This is a genomic window from Haloarcula sp. H-hyl6, assembly GCF_056934455.1.
Genome location: NZ_JBRIIK010000001.1, coordinates 2137491 through 2158380 on the forward strand (window position 1 = coordinate 2137491; position 20890 = coordinate 2158380).

20 protein-coding genes are annotated in these 20890 nt (G+C 68.2%); 6 read left to right on the forward strand and 14 right to left on the reverse strand.

Features of this window, described 5'->3' with window-relative positions:
* Nucleotides 1-72 precede the first annotated feature (72 nt).
* From pan2 to truA, 3 genes are all read right to left on the reverse strand, one after another.
* Entirely contained in the window at nucleotides 73-1293 is a 1221-nt protein-coding gene (gene pan2 / locus Hhyl6_RS11055) for a proteasome-activating nucleotidase Pan2 (protein WP_483739245.1), read from the reverse strand.
* Nucleotides 1294-1421: 128 nt separating this feature from the next.
* Nucleotides 1422-3212, reverse strand: a complete 1791-nt coding sequence (gene pepF, locus Hhyl6_RS11060) for an oligoendopeptidase F (protein WP_483739246.1) — start codon at nucleotides 3210-3212, stop codon at nucleotides 1422-1424.
* A gap of 40 nt (nucleotides 3213-3252) precedes the next feature.
* Complete coding sequence (gene truA / locus Hhyl6_RS11065; RefSeq protein WP_483739247.1) at nucleotides 3253-4056, reverse strand: tRNA pseudouridine(38-40) synthase TruA; 804 nt, start codon at nucleotides 4054-4056, stop codon at nucleotides 3253-3255.
* Between the two features lie 97 nt (nucleotides 4057-4153).
* Here truA and Hhyl6_RS11070 point away from each other — a divergent pair, with 97 nt between their 5' ends.
* Nucleotides 4154-4660, forward strand: coding sequence for an N-acetyltransferase family protein (locus Hhyl6_RS11070; protein WP_483739248.1), 507 nt, complete (start codon nucleotides 4154-4156; stop codon nucleotides 4658-4660).
* On the opposite strand, the gene hisS is transcribed toward Hhyl6_RS11070, so the two are convergent.
* The 5 genes from hisS to Hhyl6_RS11095 form a co-directional block, all read right to left on the reverse strand.
* Nucleotides 4657-5955, reverse strand: coding sequence for a histidine--tRNA ligase (gene hisS, locus Hhyl6_RS11075; protein ID WP_483739249.1), 1299 nt, complete (start codon nucleotides 5953-5955; stop codon nucleotides 4657-4659). The genes Hhyl6_RS11070 and hisS overlap by 4 nt on opposite strands.
* Before the next feature lie 148 nt (nucleotides 5956-6103).
* Entirely contained in the window at nucleotides 6104-6703 is a 600-nt protein-coding gene (locus tag Hhyl6_RS11080; protein ID WP_483739250.1) for a DUF7411 family protein, read from the reverse strand.
* Nucleotides 6704-7051, reverse strand: coding sequence for a DNA-binding protein (locus Hhyl6_RS11085; protein ID WP_483739251.1), 348 nt, complete (start codon nucleotides 7049-7051; stop codon nucleotides 6704-6706).
* A gap of 77 nt (nucleotides 7052-7128) precedes the next feature.
* Nucleotides 7129-7590 (reverse strand): 30S ribosomal protein S19e, encoded by a 462-nt coding sequence (locus Hhyl6_RS11090; protein WP_483739252.1) that lies wholly within the window; start codon nucleotides 7588-7590, stop codon nucleotides 7129-7131.
* Between the two features lie 62 nt (nucleotides 7591-7652).
* Nucleotides 7653-8693, reverse strand: a complete 1041-nt coding sequence (locus tag Hhyl6_RS11095) for a lysylphosphatidylglycerol synthase transmembrane domain-containing protein (RefSeq protein WP_483739253.1) — start codon at nucleotides 8691-8693, stop codon at nucleotides 7653-7655.
* 93 nt (nucleotides 8694-8786) lie between these two features.
* Between Hhyl6_RS11095 and thiL the strand changes: the two genes are divergently transcribed.
* Nucleotides 8787-9653, forward strand: coding sequence for a thiamine-phosphate kinase (thiL, locus tag Hhyl6_RS11100; RefSeq protein WP_483739254.1), 867 nt, complete (start codon nucleotides 8787-8789; stop codon nucleotides 9651-9653).
* Here the strand turns inward: thiL and Hhyl6_RS11105 are convergent.
* The 3 genes from Hhyl6_RS11105 to Hhyl6_RS11115 form a co-directional block, all read right to left on the reverse strand.
* Nucleotides 9650-9790: a hypothetical protein gene (locus Hhyl6_RS11105; protein WP_483739255.1), complete on the reverse strand. Its 141-nt coding sequence runs from the start codon at nucleotides 9788-9790 to the stop codon at nucleotides 9650-9652. The genes thiL and Hhyl6_RS11105 overlap by 4 nt on opposite strands.
* Nucleotides 9791-9992: 202 nt before the next feature.
* On the reverse strand, nucleotides 9993-11177 hold the full coding sequence (locus Hhyl6_RS11110; protein ID WP_483739256.1) for a site-2 protease family protein: 1185 nt from the start codon (nucleotides 11175-11177) through the stop codon (nucleotides 9993-9995).
* A 100-nt stretch (nucleotides 11178-11277) separates the two neighbouring features.
* On the reverse strand, nucleotides 11278-11526 hold the full coding sequence (locus Hhyl6_RS11115; protein ID WP_483739257.1) for a DUF7123 family protein: 249 nt from the start codon (nucleotides 11524-11526) through the stop codon (nucleotides 11278-11280).
* Between the two features lie 337 nt (nucleotides 11527-11863).
* Between Hhyl6_RS11115 and pyrH the strand changes: the two genes are divergently transcribed.
* Both pyrH and lysS read left to right on the forward strand, forming a co-directional pair.
* Complete coding sequence (gene pyrH / locus Hhyl6_RS11120) at nucleotides 11864-12562, forward strand: UMP kinase (RefSeq protein ID WP_483739258.1); 699 nt, start codon at nucleotides 11864-11866, stop codon at nucleotides 12560-12562.
* Nucleotides 12555-14204: a lysine--tRNA ligase gene (gene lysS, locus Hhyl6_RS11125; RefSeq protein ID WP_483739259.1), complete on the forward strand. Its 1650-nt coding sequence runs from the start codon at nucleotides 12555-12557 to the stop codon at nucleotides 14202-14204. The genes pyrH and lysS overlap by 8 nt, the downstream gene beginning before the upstream one ends.
* 51 nt (nucleotides 14205-14255) lie before the next feature.
* On the opposite strand, the gene Hhyl6_RS11130 is transcribed toward lysS, so the two are convergent.
* Nucleotides 14256-15317 (reverse strand): zinc-dependent alcohol dehydrogenase family protein, encoded by a 1062-nt coding sequence (locus Hhyl6_RS11130; protein ID WP_483739260.1) that lies wholly within the window; start codon nucleotides 15315-15317, stop codon nucleotides 14256-14258.
* Between the two features lie 118 nt (nucleotides 15318-15435).
* On the opposite strand from Hhyl6_RS11130, the gene Hhyl6_RS11135 reads away from it, so the two are divergent.
* Nucleotides 15436-17202: a site-2 protease family protein gene (locus Hhyl6_RS11135; RefSeq protein ID WP_483739261.1), complete on the forward strand. Its 1767-nt coding sequence runs from the start codon at nucleotides 15436-15438 to the stop codon at nucleotides 17200-17202.
* A gap of 81 nt (nucleotides 17203-17283) precedes the next feature.
* Entirely contained in the window at nucleotides 17284-19023 is a 1740-nt protein-coding gene (gene argS / locus Hhyl6_RS11140; RefSeq protein ID WP_483739262.1) for an arginine--tRNA ligase, read from the forward strand.
* An 18-nt stretch (nucleotides 19024-19041) separates the two neighbouring features.
* Here the strand turns inward: argS and Hhyl6_RS11145 are convergent, their stop codons facing one another.
* Nucleotides 19042-19692, reverse strand: a complete 651-nt coding sequence (locus tag Hhyl6_RS11145) for a helix-turn-helix domain-containing protein (protein ID WP_483739263.1) — start codon at nucleotides 19690-19692, stop codon at nucleotides 19042-19044.
* Nucleotides 19693-19773: 81 nt separating this feature from the next.
* Nucleotides 19774-20685 (reverse strand): DMT family transporter, encoded by a 912-nt coding sequence (locus Hhyl6_RS11150; protein WP_483739264.1) that lies wholly within the window; start codon nucleotides 20683-20685, stop codon nucleotides 19774-19776.
* Nucleotides 20686-20890 lie beyond the last annotated feature (205 nt).

Here is a 20890-nt window from a genome sequence, read left to right on the forward strand (position 1 = left end):
CGGCCGTTTCACGAAACGGTTTTCGAGGCGTTGTGTGCGAGCGAAGCGGGCACGGCCAACGAAGAAACCGAATCAGGCGAAGGCGACCGGCTGACTGCCCGTCTCCTCGTCCTGTGAAATCTTCTCGAACGCGTCGCGGAAGTCGCGCTGTCGGACGGTCGTCCGGTCGTCGCGGATGGCGAACATCCCGGCCTCCGTCGAGAGCGAGGCCAGTTCCGCGCCGGAGAGTCCGTCGGTCTCGCGGGCCATCGCCCGCAGGTCGACGTCCTCGGAGAGGTTCATCTCCTCGGTGTGGATTTCGAGGATGCGCTCGCGGCCGGCGACGTCCGGGTTGGGCACCTCGATGAGGCGGTCGAACCGACCCGGGCGCAGGATGGCGCGGTCGAGCATGTCGAAGCGGTTCGTGGCCGCGATGATGCGAATCTCGCCCCGGTCGTCGAACCCGTCCATCTCCGAGAGCAGTTGCATCATCGTCCGCTGGACTTCGGCGTCCCCGCTGGTCTTCGACTCCGTCCGTTTGGCCGCGATGGCGTCAATCTCGTCGATGAAGATGATGGCCGGTTGGCGCTCGCTGGCCAGTTCGAACAGGTCGCGGACGAGTCGTGCGCCCTCGCCGATGAACTTCCGGACCAGTTCGGAGCCGGCCATCTTGATGAAGGTGGCGTCGGTCTCGTTGGCGACGGCCTTCGCCAGCATCGTCTTTCCCGTCCCCGGCGGGCCGTGCAGCAGGACCCCGCTCGGCGGTTCGATGCCCACGTCGCGGAACTGCTGGGCGTTGACCAGCGGTTCCTCGACTGCCTCGCGGACCTCGCGAATCTGCTCTTCGAGGCCGCCGATGTCCTCGTAGGACACCTCCGGCGAGCGGTCGACCTGCATGGCCTGTGCGCGGGCGTCGGTCTCGGGGTCGAGAATCTCCTTGACCGAGAAGGAGTCGTTGATGGCCACGCGGTCGCCCGCCTCCAGCGAGTCGCGGATAGAGGGAGAGACTTCGGTCAGCACCTCTTGGTTGTTGCCGTGCTGTTTGACGACGACGCCGTCGTCGGTGAGCTCCTCGGCCGTGGCGATGTACAGCGAGGAGGTCTTCAGCGTCTCGTTCTCCCGCTCTAGCTGGTCGACCTCGTCGGTGAGGTCCTCCCGCCGGTCGCGGGCGTCGTTCAGTTGCTCGGTGAGTTGTTCGTTGACGCGGACGATGTCTTCGAAGTGGTCCCGGAGTGCCTCGAGACGCTCTTCGGGCGTCATGTCGGGGTCGAGGTCCAACCGCGGCCGCTCCGGAAGCGAGGGACTACGCGACATTTGGCTGGCCGGTACTACACGGTTGAGACACAAAGTGCCTTTGGGTGGGGTAATGAGTGAAACGTATATATACGCTCCAGGGGTCGCCGACGTGCCGAAGTGGGAGTGGTCGGACAGGGCGAGCGTACTCAGAGCAGGCGCTCGAACTCGTCGAGGTACTCGCCGTACGTCGAGAGCGCCGACTCGACCGGGTCGGGACTCGCCATGTCGACGCCGGCGTCCCGCAGGAGTTCGAGCGGGTACTGTCGAGACCCGCTTCGGAGGAAGTCGACGTAGCGCTCTGCTGCGGGTTCGCCCTCTTCGAGAATGCCGTCGACCAGCGCCACGGCCGCGGAGATGCCCGTCGCGTACTGGTAGACGTAGAACGCCCGGTAGAAGTGCGGGATGCGCATCCACTCGCGGGCGATGCGGTCGTCGAGTTCGGCGGGGGCGTAGTACTCGCCCTTCAGTTCGGCGTAGAGGTCGTCCAGCCTATCGGGCGTCAGCGGGTCGCCGTTCTCGGCCATCTCGTGGGTCCGGTGTTCGAACTCCGCGAACATGGTCTGGCGATAGAGGGTCGACCGGAACCGTTCGAGGTACTCGTTGAGGACGTGCCGGCGCAGTCGCTCGTCCTCGACGGTCTCCAGCAGGTGGTGGGTCAGCAGCGTCTCGTTGACCGTGGAGGCGACCTCGGCGACGAAAATCTCGTAGCCCGAATAGACGAACGGTTGCTCCTCGCTGGTGTACTCGGAGTGCATCGAGTGGCCCAGTTCGTGGGCCAGCGTGTACATCGATTCGACGTCGTCCTGATAGTTCATCAGGATGAACGGCTGGGAGTCGTAGGTGCCGCCCGAGTACGCGCCCGACTGCTTGTGTTTCGTCTCGTAGACGTCCACCCAGCGCGACTCGAGGCCCTCCGCGAGGCGCGACTGGTAGTCCTCGCCCAGCGGCGCGACGGCCTCGGTGACGTACTCACAGGCCTGTTCGTACTCGATTTCGGGCGACTCCTCCTGTACGAGCGGGGTGTAGAGGTCCCACATCCGCAACTCGTCGGTGCCGATGGCCTCGCGTTTGAGTTCGGCGTGGTGGTGGAGCGTATCGAGGTTGTCGTGGACGGCGTCGACCAGCGTGTCGTACACCTCGACGGGGACGTTCGGCCCGTTCAGCGCGGCCTCGCGGGCGCTGTCGTAGTTGCGGGCCCGCGCCATCTTCACGTCGGTCTTGACCGCGTTCTTGTAGGCGGTGCCGACGGCGTTGCGGACCGTCTCCCACTCGTCGTAGAACGCCTCGTACACGCGCTGTCGGAACTCGCGGTCGGGGTGTTTCTGGAGGGTCGTGAAGTTGTTGAGGGTGATGGGCTGATCGTCGCCATCGGGGCCCTCCACCGTGGGGAACTCCATGTCGGCGTTGGCCAGCATGTTGTACACCTCGCCCGGCGCGCCCGTGACCTCGCCGAGTTCCGCAAGCAGGTTCTCCACTTCGGTCGAGCGGGTGTGCTCTTTCATCCGGAGCACGTCGTCGAAGTAGTGCTCGTAGGCTTCGAGTTCGGGTTCTGCGTCCATCATCGCCTCGATGTCCGCCCACTCCAGTTCCTGCAGTTCCGGGTCGAGGAAGGAGGCCGCGCTGCTGGCGTCCGATGAGAGCGACTGCGACCGGGCTGTCAGCGCCTGATACGTGTCGTCGGTCGTGTCCTCGTCCTTGCGCATCCGGGCGTAAGAGGCGACGTTCGAGACGGTCCGCATCAGTTCCTCGTACGTTTCGAGGGTCGCCAGGAGGGTCTCGGCGTCCTCGGTCGCCCGCCCCTCGTAGGCTTCGAGGTCCTCGATGAGGGACTCGGCCTCCTCGTAGGCGGCCTCCCAGTCCTCGTCGGTCGCGAAGAGGGATTCGAGGTCCCACTTGTACGTCTCGTCGATGTCGCCGCGTGCGGGTACCGAACTCATGGCCCCGCCTAAGCGAGGGGTCGTGGTAAGCCTTTCCGGGCTACGGCAGGCCGTCGAGGACGGTCCCGGCGATTCTCGCCGCCGTCCGGCGTTCGGCCCGCAGGTCTTCGAACACCTCGCGGGCGCTCTCGCGCGCGTCGGCGTCGGCGGCGAACGAGACGCCTGGATAGGTCACGTCCGTCAGGGCCAGCGGGTACGCCGGGGCGGGCGCGACGCCCTCGGGACCGGAGAGCGGGTCGCTGTCGAGCACCCGGTCGACCTTCGATGGCGGGGACTCCCCGCGGGCGATTTCGGCGACGAGACCGACCACCCGGCGGACCAACTGGCGGCAGAACCCGCCCGCGCGGAGTTCGAGGACGAGGTAGTCCCCATCACGGGCGAGGTCGCCGTCGAGTGTTCGGACGGTCCCCTCGTCGTCGGGCGTGAGGTTGTGGAAGTCGTGGGTGCCACGGAGTGCGTCGAACGCATCCCGCGCCCGGCCGTCGACGGTCGCGGGCGCGTGAAGGTGGTAGACGTAGGTCCGCTCGGCGGCGTCGTGGGTCGCGTGGAAGTCGTCGGACACCGCTGTGCTGGCCCACGTGCGGACAGCCGCGGGGAGTTCGCTGTTGAACGCCGCCGGCGAGAGCCAGTCCGGCGCGTCGAAGGCGACGGTCTGTGCGACCGCCGAGACGCCGGCGTCGGTCCGACCGGCCGCCGCGTACCCCGCCGGCGGTCCCGCCGCTCGCTCGCGGACGCCGAGTCGGTCCAGCGCGTCCAGTAGCGCGTCCTCGACGGTCGGGACGTCCGGTTGGCGCTGGAACCCGTTGTACGGCCGGCCGTCGTAGGCGACTCGATACGCGCGCATGGCCGAGATTCGGCGGGCAACCACTTGTGCGGCCCGACTCTCGGACATCGGGAACGATAGACGGGTTTAGGAACGTCCCCGCCGTACGGTCGACACAATGGCTCCGTCCGCCGAAGAGGTCCGTCAGTTCCCGCGCCCGCCCGTCACGTTCACCGACCAAGAGGGAAGGACGGTGGACGTCGACGCGTACGACGGCGACGCGGACCCGTTGGTGGCGATGTACACACAGTTCGACGCCGACTCCCGCGCGCAGGGCGTCCCGCCCCGCGGGGAGAAGCAGATACGCGAGTGGGTCGAGACGCTACTGGACGAGGGGCTGAACGTCGTCGTCTGGCACGGCGAGGACCCCGTCGGTCACGCCGTCCTCGTCCCGTCGCGGGACTCCTCGGAACTGGCAATCTTCGTCCATCCGGAGTACCAGTCGGCGGGCATCGGGACACGACTCATCGAGGTACTGCTCGGCTACGGACAGGAAAACGGCTTGGCCCACGTCTGGCTGGCCGTCTCGCGGACCAACCACGTCGCGATGAAACTGTACGACAAGGTCGGCTTCGAGACGCGCCTGCGTGACCGGGCCGAACACGAGATGGAACGCCCGCTCTAGGCGTAGTCCTCGAACGTCGGCCGGTCGTGGTCGCCGGGGAACGCGTCGACCGGGACGGAAATCTGCTCGCCCTCGTCCATCTCCTTCAGCGTCACCTCGTCGTTCGCGAGGTCCTGTTCCCCGACGATGACCACCGTCTCCGCGTTGATGCCGTCGGCGTAGCCCATCTGCGCGCCGAACGAGCGGTCCGCGAGGTCCGTCTCGACGACGTGGCCCAGTTCCCGCAGGTCCCGGGCGATGCGGGCCGCGGTGGGTCGGGTGTCGCCGACCTGCAGGACGTAGTAGTCCGTCGACAGTTCCTCTTCGGGCCAGACGCCGGCGCGCTGACACAGCAGCTGGAGCGTCGCGTGACCGGGCGCGAAGCCGACGGCCGGCGTCGGTTGCCCCCCGAAGCCCTCGATGAGGTCGTCGTAGCGGCCGCCGCCGAACACCGCTCGCGAGACTTCGCCCGTCGAGTCGAAGCACTCGAAGACGACGCCGGTGTAGTAGTCCAGTCCGCGGGCGGTCGTCAGCGACAGCGAGAGGTGCTCACGCACGCCGAAGTCCTCGGTGGCTTCGAGGACGGCCCGGAGGTTCTCGGTCGCCTCGGCGACGGCCTCGGACCGCGCTGCGAGCGCGTCGAGTTCGTCCTCGCCGCTCTGGAGCAAGTCGTCGAACTCTTCGGCCTGTTCGTAGCTCAGACCGGTCTCGTACAGCGTGTCGAGGTACTCCTCGCGCTCGATTTTCGCGCGCTTGTCGACGGCACGGATGGCCTCGCGCGTGTCTACGTCGGCGTCGAACGATTCGAGCAGCCCCGAGAGGATGTCCCGATGAGAGACCCGAATCTCGAAGTCCTCGTCCGTGAGGCCGAGGTCGGTGAGCATGTCGACGGCGACGGCCAGAATCTCGGCGTCGGCGGCGGGGTCCGAGGACCCGAAGATGTCGACGTTGGTCTGGTAGAACTCGCGGAAGCGGCCCTGCTGGACCTGCTCGTAGCGCCAGAACGGGCGCGTGGAGACCCACTTGACCGGCTTCGAGAGCGCCTGTTGCTTCTCGACGAACATCCGGGCGACGGTCGGCGTGAGTTCCGGCGTCAGCGCGACGCTCCGCCCGCCCTTGTCCTCGAAGCTGTACAGTTCCTCGACGATTTCCTCGCCGCTCTTGTCCGTGTACATCTCCGTCGGTTCGAGCGCGGGCGTCCCGATTTCCCGGAAGCCGTAGCGCGTCGCCACGGACTCGACGGTGTCCATGGCCCAGCGACGCGCCTGCATCTCTTCGGGGTAGAAGTCGCGAAAGCCCTTGACGCGGTCGTACATACACCCGCGTACAGGCAGGGCGCGCTTGAACCTGTCCGTTCTGGGCTAGCAACGAGGGTAGTGAGAGAGAACGGTGTCGAGACCGGACGGGACAGCCAGAAATCCCCGACCGGCACGCAGCGCGTATCGGTCACAAATCGACACGCGCTCACCGCACCCCGACGACCCGCGACTGCGTGTGCTCGGGGAACACCTCGTCGACGGCCGACGCACCGTGTTCGTCGGCCAACAGCGCCCGCAGTTCCACCTCGTAATCGGCTTTCGGTATCTGGGCGCTCGGGCCGGACTCCACGTCCAACCGCTGGGCGGCCATCGCGTCGATGGCCCCGCGGCCGACTCCCGCGAGCGGTGCGAGGTAGTCCACGTCGAAGCGGTCCTCGACGCTCTGTGCCAGCGGTCGGTCGACGGTCGGCACCCGGTCGTCCCGGCGAGTCCCGTCGGCGACGGCGTCCAGCGAGTCCGCCCACTCGCCTGCCGCGACCCGTTCGACGGCGTGTTCGTGGACCTGTTGGATGCCGTTGCGCGGGTAGCCGTCCTCGCGCATCCGGTCGACGGCGTCGCGGGCGACGTCCGGGTCCAGTCCGACCGTCTCGTGGGCGAACCCGACGGCGTCGGCGGCCTCACGTGCCGGGTCCGGGTCGACGACGCCGAACGTGCCGCTGACCAGCGTCACCTCGTAGAAGGGGTCGAGCAGAAGGGCCGCCAGCGTCGAGTCCTTGCCGGCGCTGTACAGCAGTCCGCAGTGCATCTAGCGGCGCTTGATGTCGAAGCTCTTCGAGTCGGGCGTGAGTTCCGAGAGGAGCTCTTTCATCTGCTCTTCGTCTATCTGGTCTTGGATGCGGCCGCTCCGGGCCAGCGCGACCACCTGCTGTTCGACCTGTTCGCCCACCTGCGGCTTGGACATCTTCACCGTGTTGAGGCGCTTGCGCGCGCCGTCGGAGAGGTGCTGGCGCAACAGCGCCTTCTTCTGGGCTTCGGCCTGCTCCTGTGCGGCCTGCTGGGCCTCGGCGTCGCCCTCGCCCTGCTGTTCTTTGAGCTGTTCCATCTTCTTCTGTCGGAGTTCCTCTAGCTCCTCCTCGCTGGGGTCTCCACTCATAGCTATGGAGAACTACCGGCGTCTGCCGGAAAACGATTTCGGACCCCTGACTGCGGGGCAAACGGTGAGACGCGGCGTTAGGCGTAGCGTTCGAGTTCGGGACGGTCGAGGTCCTGCAGGACTTCGCCCGCGGTGTCGTCGAGGAGTGCGCGACCGTCACCCGTGACGCGGCGGCCGTCGTTCTCGCTCGTCTCGACGTAGCCGGCGTCTTCGAGTTGCTGGAGCGCGGTGCGGATGATGTTGCCCGACCCCTTCGACTTCTGGTGGGGGCGGACGCGGTAGCGGGTGGTCCCCTGCTTCGAGGTGCCGTACTCGCTCCGGAGCTTGCTGACGCCGACGGGACCGTCGACGGCGACCTTTCGGAGGAGGCTAGCGGCGCGGCGGGCCCAGAAGTCGTCCTGTTCGGGCGGGAGTTCGCGGTCGACGCCGGTCTTGGCGACGGCCACCCACTCGGGGGCCTCGATGTCGTCCTCGGCTTCGAGCTTCTCGGTGAGGGCCTCGATGAGGTCCTCGGCGGGCGCGTCGTAGAGTGTCGTCATTGGCCCATGGTTTCCGTCGGCGTCATTTAAGCGCATCGTTCGCGTCCCCGGGCGTGAACCGTTCACTCCCCCGCGCTGGCGGCGGCCCGGTCCGCGCCGAGGGCGCTTGCGACGCCCGCGCCCACCAGCGTCGGGAGCAGATACGTCGCACCGCGGTGGATGAGCACCGCCGAGGCCGCGGCCGGCCCGGTGAGCGGCGGCACCGTCGAGACGAGCAGCGTCACCAGCACCGTCTCGATTGCACCGGACCCGCCGGGGAGCGGGACGATGCTGGCGATACTGCCGACGGGCACCACGAGCAGAACGGTCGCCGGGGGAACGGTGTGACCGACGGCGTACAGCGACGTCCACAGCGAGGCGGCCAGACACGCCCACCCGAGCGCAGAGAAGCCGAGCGTCTGGAGGAGCGTCTCCCGGTCGGTGGCGATGCGGTCGATGGCCGTGAAGAAGCTCTCGATGCGCGTCTCGATGACGGCCGTCGTCGGGGGCGACCGGCGGGGGACGACCCGGCCGAACAGCTTGATGACCGGCGTGAACAGGCTGACGACGGCGGCTTCGAGTTCGTAGCGGTAGCGCCACCCCAGGTACGCGGCGACGGGCAGTCCGACCGCGAGCACCGCGACGGCGACGGCGGCGAAGACGAGATTTCGGCCGAGTCGCACGGCACCCGCCGCGACGAACGTGAATCCGACGATGGCGTACCCCACCGAGGGGACGAAGTGGACGGTGTCGACGCTGGCGATGGCGGCCAGCCCCGTCTCGTACTCGCTGTCGGCCGCCGAGGAGATGAGCAGCGCCGAGAGCGGTTCGCCCCCGGCCTGCCCGAACGGGGTGACGTTGTTCGAGAAGACGGCCGCCGCGTAGACGAGGACGGCGGTGTGGGCCGGAATCTCGGTCCGGAGCGCCCGGAGGACCGCCCAGAGCGCCAGTCCCCACGACGTGAGCCAGACGACGGCGATGCCGACGACGACGGCCAACGCGGCCGGGTCGGCCATCAGGAGCGCGCGCAACGTCCGGTCCACGCCGACGACCCAGACCAGGACACAGAGCACGAGGAGCGCCCCCGCGAACCCCGCTATCGTCGCCCACCGATTGCCGTCCATACAGGTTGCCTCGGGCGTCTCGGCTTTCAACGTACCGACCGGAGTCGGGTACACATCCCGGGAGGTTTTGACCCGCCGCGACGACGCCCGAGTATGGACGAACAGGCCGCGCTCGCGCTCATCGGCGAGCGACTGCCCGCCGCGGGCGACGACTGCGCCGTCGTCGACGGGCAGGTCATCACCACGGACATGCTCCACGAGCGGACGGACTTCCCCGAGGGGACGACCCGCTACACCGCCGGCTGGCGGGCCGTCGGGGCGTCGCTGTCGGACGTGGCGTCGATGGGGGCCGAGGCGACGGCGGCGGTGGCCGTCTACGCCGCGCCCGAGTTCGACACCGACGAACTGACCGCGTTCGTCGACGGGGCCAGCGAGGTGTGTGAGGCGGTCGGGGCCGAGTACGTGGGCGGCGACTTGGACGGGCACGCGGAGTTCACGGTGGCGACGACGGCGCTGGGCGACACCGACGACCCGGTTCTCCGGTCGGGGGCCACCCCGGGCGAGGCGGTGTGTGTCACCGGGACGCTGGGGCGGTCGGGGGCCGCCCTCCGTCTGTTCGAGCGAGGCGACGCCGAGCGAGCGAACGACCTGTTCCGGTTCGAACCGCGCGTCGGGGCGGGGGTCGCCCTGCGGGAGTACGCCACGGCGATGCTGGACTCCAGCGACGGCCTCGCCCGGTCGGTCCACCAACTGTGTGCCGCCAGCGACTGCGGAGCCGACCTCGTGGGGCCGCTCCCGATAGACGAAGCCGTCGACGCGGTGGCGGCCGACGGCGAGGCGCGCCGAGAACTGGGCGTGTTCTTCGGCGAGGACTTCGAACTCGTGTGTACGGTGCCAGAGGCCGACCTCGCGGCCGCACGCGAGGCCGTCCCCGGGCCGTTGCACCGCATCGGCACCGTCACCGACGGCGGCGTGACACTCGACGGGCGTGCCCTACCGGACCGCGGCTACTCGCACTAGCGGTCGGCGGCCAGCGCCGTCGCCACCTGCTCGACTGCCTCGGCGGCCGCGTCCGCACGCTCCTCGTGGGTCAATTGAGCCGCCGCGTTGTCCGTGCTCGGGTCGTCAGCGGGAGTACCGCAGGGGTGGGAAGTCATACGCCAGTCGCGGCTACGTCGACCGGTCACGTATAAACCCCCGACCGTTGTCCCCGGTTAGTGTCTCGTTATGCTCTTAACGTCGCTTTCTCCCCGATGCAGGGACGGTTCGGGCGAGCGAGACGCCCCCATATCCGACGAGATTGTTTAAAGCGCCATCTGAGGGCGCGTTAAACGAACCGACTCGAGCGCGGGAGGGCGCTCACGCCGCCACGATTTCGAACGGCACCGGCGTAAAACAGGCCAGGCCGAGCGCGAACGTCCCGATTCCGAGGAGCGTGCGCCGCCGGTCCAGCGGTTCGTCCACCGTCGGCCGGGCGGGACCGGCGTAGGCGAGGCCGGTGGCGAACAGCCCCCAGAAGGCCCACAGCGTCCAGACGCCGAAGCCGATGGGAGGCGCGTCGCGGGTGAAGTAGAGGAACCCGGCCAGCGCGAACAGGCCGCCCGGCACCGCGGCCGCGATGGTCTCCTGACGCTGGCCGACGATGGCACGGACGAGGTGGCCGCCGTCGAGTTGCCCGACCGGCAGGAGGTTCAGGAAGGTGAAGAACATCCCGGCCCACCCGGCGAAGACGACGGGGTGGACCGCCTCGTTGGGACCGTACGCCGTTCCCCACCCCATGAACTCGACGAACCCCTGCAACCCCTGCATCAGGAGCGGGTCGTGGAAGCGGAACGCATACTGGGCACCGCCGTCGAGAACCCTCTCGGGGACGGTGATGGGGTCCAGCGTGAGACCGACGGCGGTGACGACCACCGTCGCGACCAACCCGGCCAGCGGCCCGGCCACACCGATGTCGAACAGCGCCCGGCGGTCCGGAATCCGCCCCTTGATGTTGATGACCGCGCCCATCGTCCCGAGCAGGGACGGGAACGGGATGAAGTACGGGAGCGTCACGTCCACGCCGTAGTAGCGCGCGGCGGCGTAGTGGCCGAGTTCGTGGATTCCCAACACACCGAGCATGGCGACGACGAATGGCCACGCCTCGAACACCCGGAGTGGCTGTTCGGTGACGGGGATGTAGTACCAGCTACTCGCCCCGACGTACAGCGACGAGGCGACGGTCGCGAGGAGGAGGAGCACGTTGAGCCACGGCACTCCGTCCTGGCCCGCGGAGGTCGGTTCCGCGACTAGCGCGTACGGTTGCGGTGGAGCGGCCACGAGGTCCTGCCCGCCGTCGGTCGTGCCGGTCGGTGACTGGCGTTCGAGGCGGAGGTCGTAGCCCCGGCGCGAGAACGCCGGCCGGAGTTCGTCGACGACGGCGTCCGGCGGGACCAAGGGGTCACCGAAGTAGCGAACCGTCGCCCCGTCCTGACTGACGGCGGCGACGTGGAAGACGCCCGCCAGTTCGGCGGGCGACGGCGGCTCGTCGGCTGGGCGACTCATCACGTCCGAATACAGCGTGCGGGCACAAATATGCCGTGCCCGCGGAATCAGAAGGGGGGACCGTAGCTGGGGGCGGGCGGCGACGGTGTGACTGTGACGGTTACGCCGGTTCGACGCGCCAGGTGGTCGCGCTCGTGTACGACCACTTCTCGACCTCTATCTCCGTGGCGCTGTCCTTGAGTTTCACCATCAGCGCGCCGATTTCCTTGGGCGATAGCCCGACCTCGTCCGCGATGAACTTGCTCTTGAAGTACATCTCACCGTCGGCAGCCTTCTCAGCCAGGAAGGACTTGAGACGCTGTTCTTTGGAGGGCTCTTCCTCACCGGAGGGCGTTGCAGTAGCGCTCATCTGTGTCACCTCGATTACGCCTTGTGCTGGAGGGAGTATATAAAGAAAGGAAGCTTCGCGTCGCTTCGGGGCCTTTCAGCTTAAATCGCCGTGAAAAGCATTTTTCAGGAAAGTTTCAGAGGGCGTTAGACGTTTTATCGTCGCCTCTAATCGATTTGTTTGAGTTCGTAGTACGGGCATTTATGCAGGCGATAAAACGGCTGTTCTCACCGGATTCTCGGGCGTTTTTCGGACATTATTGCCACAATATGTCTGACGGGCGTCTGCCACCGGCCGACCGTCGGGGCGCGAGTTGGCTTGGCAACCCTTAAGAACGCATCGCGGTTACGCCGACCCAATGAAGACAGTCGTCTCCATCGGCGGGAGCGTCCTCGTCCCCGACTTGGACGCGGACCGGGTCGCCGCCTACGCCGACGTCGTCGAGTCGCTGGTCGCCACTGGCCACGAACTCGGGGTCGTCGTCGGCGGCGGACCCGTCGCCAGACAGTACATCGGCGCCGCCCGGTCGCTGGGCGCGAACGAGGGCGAACTCGACCAACTCGGCATCGACACGACGCGGCTGAACGCCCGACTGCTGTTGTCGGCCCTCGACGGCGACGTCGCGGCACCGACGGTCCCCAAGGACTACGAGGAGGCCGCAGAAACCCTCCACCGCGACGACGTGGCGGTGATGGGCGGCGTCGTCCCCGGCCAGACCACAGACGCCGTCGCCGCGGCGCTCGCGGAGTACGTCGACGCCGACCGCCTCGTCTTCGCCACGTCGGTCCCCGGCGTCTTCGACGCTGACCCGAACGAGGACCCGGACGCGGAGCGCTACGACGAGATTCGGGCCTCGGAACTGGTCGAGTTGGTCGCCCGCGGGGAGTCGCTCGGGTCGGCCGGGTCGAACGCGCCAATCGACCTGCTGGCTACGAAGGTGATACAGCGCTCGGCCATCACGACGGCCGTCGTCGACGGCAGCGACCCGACCGCCGTCGAACGGGCCGTCCTCGGCGACGACTACGACGGAACGACGATTCTCCCCGACGATGACTGAGACGGCACTGGACCCCTACGAGGTCGGCCGGAGTTCCGAACACGCGTTCTGGGCGGACGCGGTGGCCGACGTCGTCGAGTCCCGGGACCCCGAAGACCCCATCGTCATCAAGGGCGGCGTCTCCCCGTCGGGCGTCCCCCACATCGGCCACTTCAACGAGATAATGCGGGGGTACTTCGTCGCCGAGGCCCTACGTGACCGGGGCCACGAGGTCCGACAGGTGTTCACCGCCGACGACAAGGACCGCCTGCGGAAGGTCCCCCGGCAACTCGCGGACTTGGAGTGGAACGTCGTCGGTCTGGGCGAGGTGGACGCCGGCGCACTCGGCCGGAACCTCGGGAAACCCTACACCGACATCCCGGACCCGTTCGGGTGCTGTGACTCCTACGGCGCGCACTTCACGAACCTGCTGAAGAAGAGCGCGGACCTCGTCGGCGTCGACGTCGAGTTCGTCTCGAACACGCAACTGTACGCAGACGGCGAGTTCGAAGCGGTCACCCGCCGCGTCCTCGAACGCGCGGACCGCGCCCGCGAGGTGCTCGCCGAGTACCAGAACAAGGTCGACGAGGACTACGTCCCGTTCGTTCCCCAGTGCGAGGAGTGCGGGAAACTCACCGAGGGCGTCACCGACGTCGACCTCGACGCGGGCGAGGTCCACTACGTCTGTGCGGACGTCGAAGCGGGCGACCAGACCATCGAAGGCTGCGGACACGAGGGGGTCGCCGGCCTGCGCGACGGGAAACTCCCGTGGCGCTTCGAGTGGCCCGCCCAGTGGGAGATTCTCGGCGTCGACTTCGAACCGTTCGGGAAGGACCACGCCGAGGGGTCGTGGCCCTCCGGCGAGGACATCGCCCGGAACGTCCTCGACGTCGAACCGCCGGTCCCGATGGTGTACGAGTGGTTCACACTGGAGGGCGAACCGCTGTCGTCCTCCTCGGGCAACGTCGTCACCGTCGACGAGGTGCTGGAGATTCTGGAACCCGAGGTGTTCAAGTACTTCTTCACGAAGAACCCGCGGAAACAGCGGGACTTCTCCGTGGCGAACGTGGACCGACTGGTCGACGACTTCGACCGGTTCGAGGCCGTCTACTTCGGCGAGGTCGAGCCACGCGACGAGAGCGAGGCCGAACTCGCGGACCGAGCCTACCCGATGGTCGTCGACGACCCCCGAGAAGAGCGGGTCCGCATCCCCTACACCTTCGCCGCCGTCCTCGGGATGGCCGACGACCCCGCGCTGCGCGAGCACATCGCCCGCAAGGAGGGCCACATCCCCGAGGACGCCCCCGAGTGGGCCGTCGAGGGGGCGCTGGCCCGCGTCGAACGCGCCCGCAACTGGGCCCGCCGGACGAACAACGAGTTCGACTACGAACTCAAGCGGGCCGAGATGCCCGACGCGGAGTTCGACGCCGCGACGGCTGCGGCGCTCGACGACCTCGCGGACTTCGTCGCCGAGGGCCACGACGGCGAGGCGATTCAGGGCGAAATCTACGAGACGGCCAAGCGCCACGACATCGACATCGGGGACTTCTTCTCGGCCGGCTACCGCCTGCTGTTCGACGACACCGAGGGCCCGCAGTTGGGGCCGTTCATCGCCAAACTCGACCGGGAGTTCGTCGTCGCGCGGTTGCGCCGGGAGCAGTAGGTCGCCGGCGACGGCGACAGGGCCACACCCGGGCCCCGCGACGGTCGCCGCTCAGAACTCGTCGATGACCGGGATTCCGAGCGTCTCGAACTCCGTCATCGCGTCGAGTTTCTCCGGAGTCTGTTCGAGCGACACCGTCTCGGAGACCAGCGCCGACGGGTCGAGTTTGCCGTGCCGTATCATCCGGAAAATCTCGTCGTAGCGGGGCCGTGGCATCCCGACTGCGCCGACGAACTCCAACTCTTGTACGACCATCAGGTCCGTGGGGAGCGACACCTCGCCGCCCTCCTCGCTCGAGGTCAGTCCGATTTGGAGGTGTTGGCCGCGCTTGCGGAGACAGTGGACGGAGTTGCGACAGGTCTCCGCGATGCCGAGGGCGTCCACGGAGACGTCGGCACCGCCGTCGGTAATCGCCGTCACCGCCCCCGGCACGTCGTCGACCGCTCGCGCGTCGATGGTCTCGACGGCACCCAACTCGGCCGCGAAGTCCAGTTTCTCCTCGGAGAGGTCGACGGCGACGACGTTCGCGCCGAGGGCGTCGGCGATGTGGACGGCCGACAACCCGACGCCGCCACACCCGTGGACGGCGACCCAGTCGCCCCCGGTGACGTCCGCCCGGTGGACGAGCGCGTGGAACGACGTCATGAACCGACAGCCGAGGCCGGCCATCTCTATCGGCGAGACGGCGTCCGGCAGGTGGACGACGTTGAAGTCGGCCCACGGGACGTGGAACCGCTCGGCGAAGGCGCCCGGGGCCTCGGGCGCGAGTCCCAGCGGGATGCGGTTGTCACAGAGGTTGGAGTGGCCGGTTCGACAGGACGGGCAGTCGCCGTCTCCCAAGTTGAACGGGACGGCGACGCGGTCGCCCTCGCGGACGTGTTCGACCTCGTCGCCGACGGCGACGACGACGCCGGCGGGTTCGTGTCCGAAGACGTGCCCAGGTTCGAACGCGCGGGACTCCCAGAGCGGGTCGCCCTGCCACGCGTGCCAGTCGCTCCGGCAGATGCCACAGGCCTCCGTCTCGACGACCACGCCGGTGGGGTCCGGGTCCGGTTCGTCGACCTCCCTGAGTTCCAGCGGGTCCCCCCGACCGGTGAATACGACTGCTCGCATCGTGCCTTGGTAATCGCTGGCGTCCGGCATAAAAACGAGGGCGGCCGCCGCCGTCCTGCCGCAGTCGAAACGGGTCGAACCCGAACCCTCTTGCTTGGGAGGCCCTACGTTCCGGTACATGGTAAGCACGCTGACGTGGGTTCTCGCCGGACTCGTCGTCTACACGGTGCTGGCGATGGCGTTGCAGGCCCGCGGCGTGGTGCCCGATTTCGTCCGTTTCAGCGGCCCGATTACCACGATTCACACCCAGAAGGGGAAGGCCCTCCTCGACTGGCTGGCCCGCCCGAAACGGTTCTGGCGGGCGTGGGGGAACCTCGGCGTCGGCATCGCCCTCGTCGTGATGGCCGGGTCGTTCCTGCTGGTCATCTTCGGCGCCTACGAGGCCATCGTCGACCCACAACCCACCGCCCTGAACGAACCGCGGAACGCGCTGGCGATTCCGGGCGTCAACGACTTCCTCCCGCTGTCGGTCGCCCCCGAAATCATCCTGGGCCTCGCGCTCGGCCTCATCGTTCACGAGGGCGGCCACGGCCTGCTCTGCCGCGTCGAGGACATCGACATCGAGTCGATGGGACTGGCCCTGTTGGCCGTGATTCCGGTCGGCGCGTTCGTCGAACCCGACGAGAGCGAACTCCTCCGCTCGGACCGGGGCGCACAGACCCGGATGTACGCCGCGGGCGTCACGAACAACTTCGCGCTGGCCATCGTCGCCCTCCTCTTGCTGTTCGGCCCGGTCGCCGGCGCTGTCACCGTCGTCGACGGGGTGCCCGTCGGCGACGCCCTCCCGGGGTCGGCCGCCGAGGAGGCCGGCATCGACTCCGGCAACGTCATCACGGCCGTCGACGGCCAACCCGTGGCGAACGGCCGTGAACTCGAAGCGACTCTCGCGGAGAACGACCGACGCACCGTCGAGGTGAGCCGGAAAGACGCCTCGACGGTGACCGTCGAGCGGTCGCCGATCGTCGTCGGTGCCGTCCAGAGCGCCCCCCTCGACGTCGGGACGACCATCACCGCGGTCAACGATACCGAGGTGTTCACCCGCGGTGACCTCGACCGGGCCGCCCGGAACCACACCGTTGCGACGCTCCGGACCGAGAGCAGCGAGTCGGTGACGACGCCGCTGGGCGCGTACGGCCGGGTCGAAGAGGACAGTCCCCTCCACGACGCGGGCGCCCCCGCCGGGGCGTCGATAATCGTCACCTCTTTCGACGGCCAGCGGACCCAGAGCGCGAGCGCGCTCGGACAGGTCCTCTCGGAGACGAGCCCCGGCGACGAGGTGACCGTGGTCGGCTACGTCGACGGCCAGCGACAGGAGTACGCGGTGACGCTGGCCGAGCGCGAGGGCGGCGAGAGCGGCGCGCTGACCAGTTCCTTCCGGGCCGGCATCAGCGGGTTCGAGGTCAACGACTTCGGCATCGACGAGTACCCCGCCGCGGCCTTCTTGGAGTTCATCGGCGGCGACCCCGAGAACCCCAACGCGGCCCGTGAGTTCTCGTTCGTCCAGCGCATCTTCGCGACCATCATCCTGCCGTTCATCGGCGTCGCCGGCGGCTTCGGCTACAACTTCGCCGGGTTCACCGGCGTCGCCACGAATTTCTACACGGTACAGGGGCCGCTCGGAGCGCTGGGGGCGACGCCGGTGTTCCTACTCGCGAACGCCCTGTTCTGGACCGGGTGGATAAACGTCGTCATCGGCCAGTTCAACTGCGTGCCGACGTTCCCCCTCGACGGCGGCCACATCCTCCGGGCCTCGACGGAGTCCATCGTCGCCCGCCTCCCGGTCCCCGACCGCCGGCAACTGACGACGGCCGTGACCATCGCCGTCACCGTCTCGATGATAGGCGGTCTCATTCTGATGGTGTTCGGGCCGCAGTTCTTCGCCTGACCCCCGTTCGGAGACGGCCCGCGAACCCGACTCGGACGGGCTTTCGTTACCCATTTACTCCCCGCCACGAGAGGTGGGCGTATGTTCCTGCAGCTCCGCGCGGAGGCCGAAGACGCGCTGGCCGCCGCGCTCACGGACCTAGACCTCCCGACCGACGACCTCGGCATCGAGGAGCCGCCGGAGGACGTCGACGCCGTGCTCGCCTCGAGCGCGGCGTTCCGACTGGCCGGCGAGGTCGGTGCGCCCCCGCCGAAAGTCGCGGCGGACGTCGCCGACGCCATCGACGTCGAGTCGCTCACCTACGTCAGTTCGGTCACCACACAGGGGCCGTACGTCAACTTCCTCCCGAGCGAGGCCTACTTCGCGGAGACGCTCGACGCCGCCGGCGAGGACGACTACGGCCGCCTGCCCGACCGCGACACCAGCGTCGTCGTCGAACACACCTCCGCGAACCCGACGGGACCGGTCCACGTCGGCCGGGCCCGGAACCCCATCATCGGCGACGCCGTCGCCCGCGTCCTCGACTACGCTGGCTACGACGTCGACCGGCACTACTACGTCAACGACGCCGGCCGCCAGATTGCGGTGTTCACGTGGGCCTACGAGACGTTCGACGAGTCCGATCTCCCCGAACCGGAGCGTGACTCCCCCGAGTACGAGATGGTCCGCTACTACCGCAAAGGCAACTCCTTCCTCGAAGACGGCGACCCCGACGAGGTGGAGGAGTCCGAAGCCGAGATACAGGCCATCCTCCAAGGGTTGGAGGCGGGCGAGGAGGACACCTACCAGCGCGTGGCCGAAGTCGTCGACACCGTGCTGGGCGGGATGCAGGCGACGCTCGGTCGCCTCCCCGCCGAGTTCGACGAGTTCGTCAAGGAGACGCGGTTCATGCGCGACGGCAGCACCGACGACCTCGTGGACCGCCTGAAGGAACTCGACTGCGCCGTCTACGAGGAGGACGCGTGGCAACTCGACTTACCGGAGTTCGAGAAGAACCTCGTCTTCCTCCGTTCGGACGGCACCTCGCTGTACACGACGCGCGATTTGGCCCACCACGAGTGGAAGTTCGAGAACTACGACCGCGCCGTCACGGTGCTGGGCGAGGACCACAAACTGCAGGCCGACCAGCTATCGGCCGCCCTCGAACTGCTGGGCAACGACACCGACCAGCTCCGGCAGGTGTTCTACTCGTGGGTCAACCTCCCCGAGGGCGGGATGAGCACCCGCGAGGGGACCGGCATCGACCTGGACGACCTGCTGGACGAGGCCATCGCCCGCGCCCGCGAGGAGGTCGAGTCCCGACTCGACGACCGGACCCGAGGCGACTTGGACGACGAGGACATCGAGCGCATCGCCCATCAGGTCGGCATCGGCGCGGTGCGGTACGACATCGTCTCGAAACAGCCGACCAAGGGCATCACCTTCGAGTGGGACCGCGCGCTCGACTTCGAGGCCCAGTCCGCGCCGTACGTCCAGTACATCCACGCCCGCTGTTGCGGGATTCTGGACGACGTGGAGGACGACGTCCCCGCCGACCCCGACTTCGACGCGCTGTCGGAACCGGAGGAGCGGGACCTCCTGCGGGTCATCGCACGCTTCCCCGCCGTCGTCGAGGAGGCCGCCGACGACCTCCAGCCACACACCGTCGCCACCTACACCCGCGACTTAGCGGAGACGTTCAACGCCTTCTACCGTGAGTGTCCGGTCCTCGACGCAGACCCGGAGACGCGTGCCGCACGGCTGGCGCTCGTCGCCGCGACGCGACACACCGTCGCCAACGCCCTCGACGCGGTGGGCGTCGCGGCGCCGGACTCGATGTAGGCGCCGGCCCCAACCGTATCACTCGTCGTCAGGGAGCGACGAGAGGACGAGGCGCTTGACTCCCCGCCGGAGCAGGCCGCCGGCGGCCGGTTGCGAGATGCCGAGCTCCGCCGCCACGTCGCAGAGACTGGCGTCCCGGGGCTCCTCGAAGTAGCCCGCCTCGAGGGCGACGAGCAACGCGTCGCGCTGGTCGTCGGTGAGCCCGGCATCCGTCTCCAGCGGGCTCGCGTAGTCGTTCACCCGCAAGAGCTCGATATCGATGCCGTTGTCCGTCGCGTACTCCCAGAGCCGGGTGAGCCGGGCTCGGCTGGGCATCCAGACGGTCATCGTCCACGCTGTCCCGTCGTTCTCCATGGCGAGCGCGACCCCGTTGGCGACCGAGATGACCGGCGAGAACAGCTTCGCCCCGTCGGTGTACTCGAAGCTGTAGATCGTTTCGTCGTCGTCCCGGTGGACTCGCTCGTACTCCGCAATCGTGGGGTCCTGGCGTAACCCCGCCTCGAACCGGTCGAAGTCGTCCGAGCGGATGTGGTACAGGTACTTCCCGGACTGGGGGTCGGTGCCGGCCTCCGAGACCGGTTTCACCGTCGCGGTCCGGTCGTGGGTCACGGTCTGTGTCAGGACCAACTCCGGGTGTTGCACCCGGACGACGGCGGTCACGTCACTCATTGTCGGAACGATGGGGACAGCGGGAAATGAGGACCGGGGTTCGTGCCGCCCCGGTCGGTGTCCGGTCTCGGGTTAGCGTGCTTACCCACGGGTGCGCAGACGGGTCAACTGTGCGCGGATGGGCCCTCGTTTCATCAGCACGAACCCGACGAGGACGACGACGAAGCCGCCGGCGACCCGCGCGGTGACCGGTTCGTCGAAGAGGAGGACGCCGGTCACGGCCGCGACCAGCGGTACGAGGTACGTCACGAGCGTGATCTCGATGGCCGAGTACCGCGCCAGCAGCCTGAAGTACAGGATGTACGCGACGGCGGTCGCCACGAGGCTCAGGTACGCCACCGACAGCACGCCGAGTGCCGTCAACTCGCCCGACCAAGCGCCGCCCGCGACGGCGCTCAGCAGGTGGATGCACCCCGCACCGACGGCCACCGACCAGGCCACGAGCGGGATACTCGGCAGCGACGGCGAAGCCCAGCGGATCACGACGCTGCCGAGTGCCGCACCCACGACGCCGACGAGCAAGAGCCCCTTCCCGAGGAGGCCGGCGCTCAGCGTGACCGGGCCCGTCGGCCAGACGATGATCGTCGCACCGACGAAGCTGACGAGCAGTCCGACGAGCGCGGACGGCGTCAGTCGGTCGTCCGGGAGGAGGACCCAGGAACAGACGGTCGTCACGATCGGGATAAGGCTCGGCATCACGCCGGACAGGACGCTGGACGTGTACGCCTGACCGACGAACCAGACGCCGTTCCCGAGCGCGACCCACAGGACACCGCCGCCACAGATGGCGGTCACGTCGGCCAGTGTCGCGGGCCGCCAGGTGTCGGCCGTCGTCGCCGCGTAGCCTAAGAGGACGACGCCGGCGACGTCGTACCGGAACGCCATCAGCAAGAGTGGGGGGAACGAGGACAGTCCGATTTCGACGACGGTGAAACTGAACCCCCAGAAGACCGCTATCAGGACGAACGCGAGGAGGTCACGGAGGCGAGACACGGTGTCTACGCGTCGCGCCCGACTGTCGGTCGCTGCGTTCGGGACGCGGGACCGGACACCGAGCCACGTTCGGTCCAACCGTGGGTTCGAGACGGGCGTCGTGGGGCAAGGCGGGCGACGCTGCGTTCGTCGAGACGACTGTCGTCGACTGGGCGTCGGCGTGTCATACGCCGTCGAGTTCGGCGGGGGGTAGCATCCGTGTTCC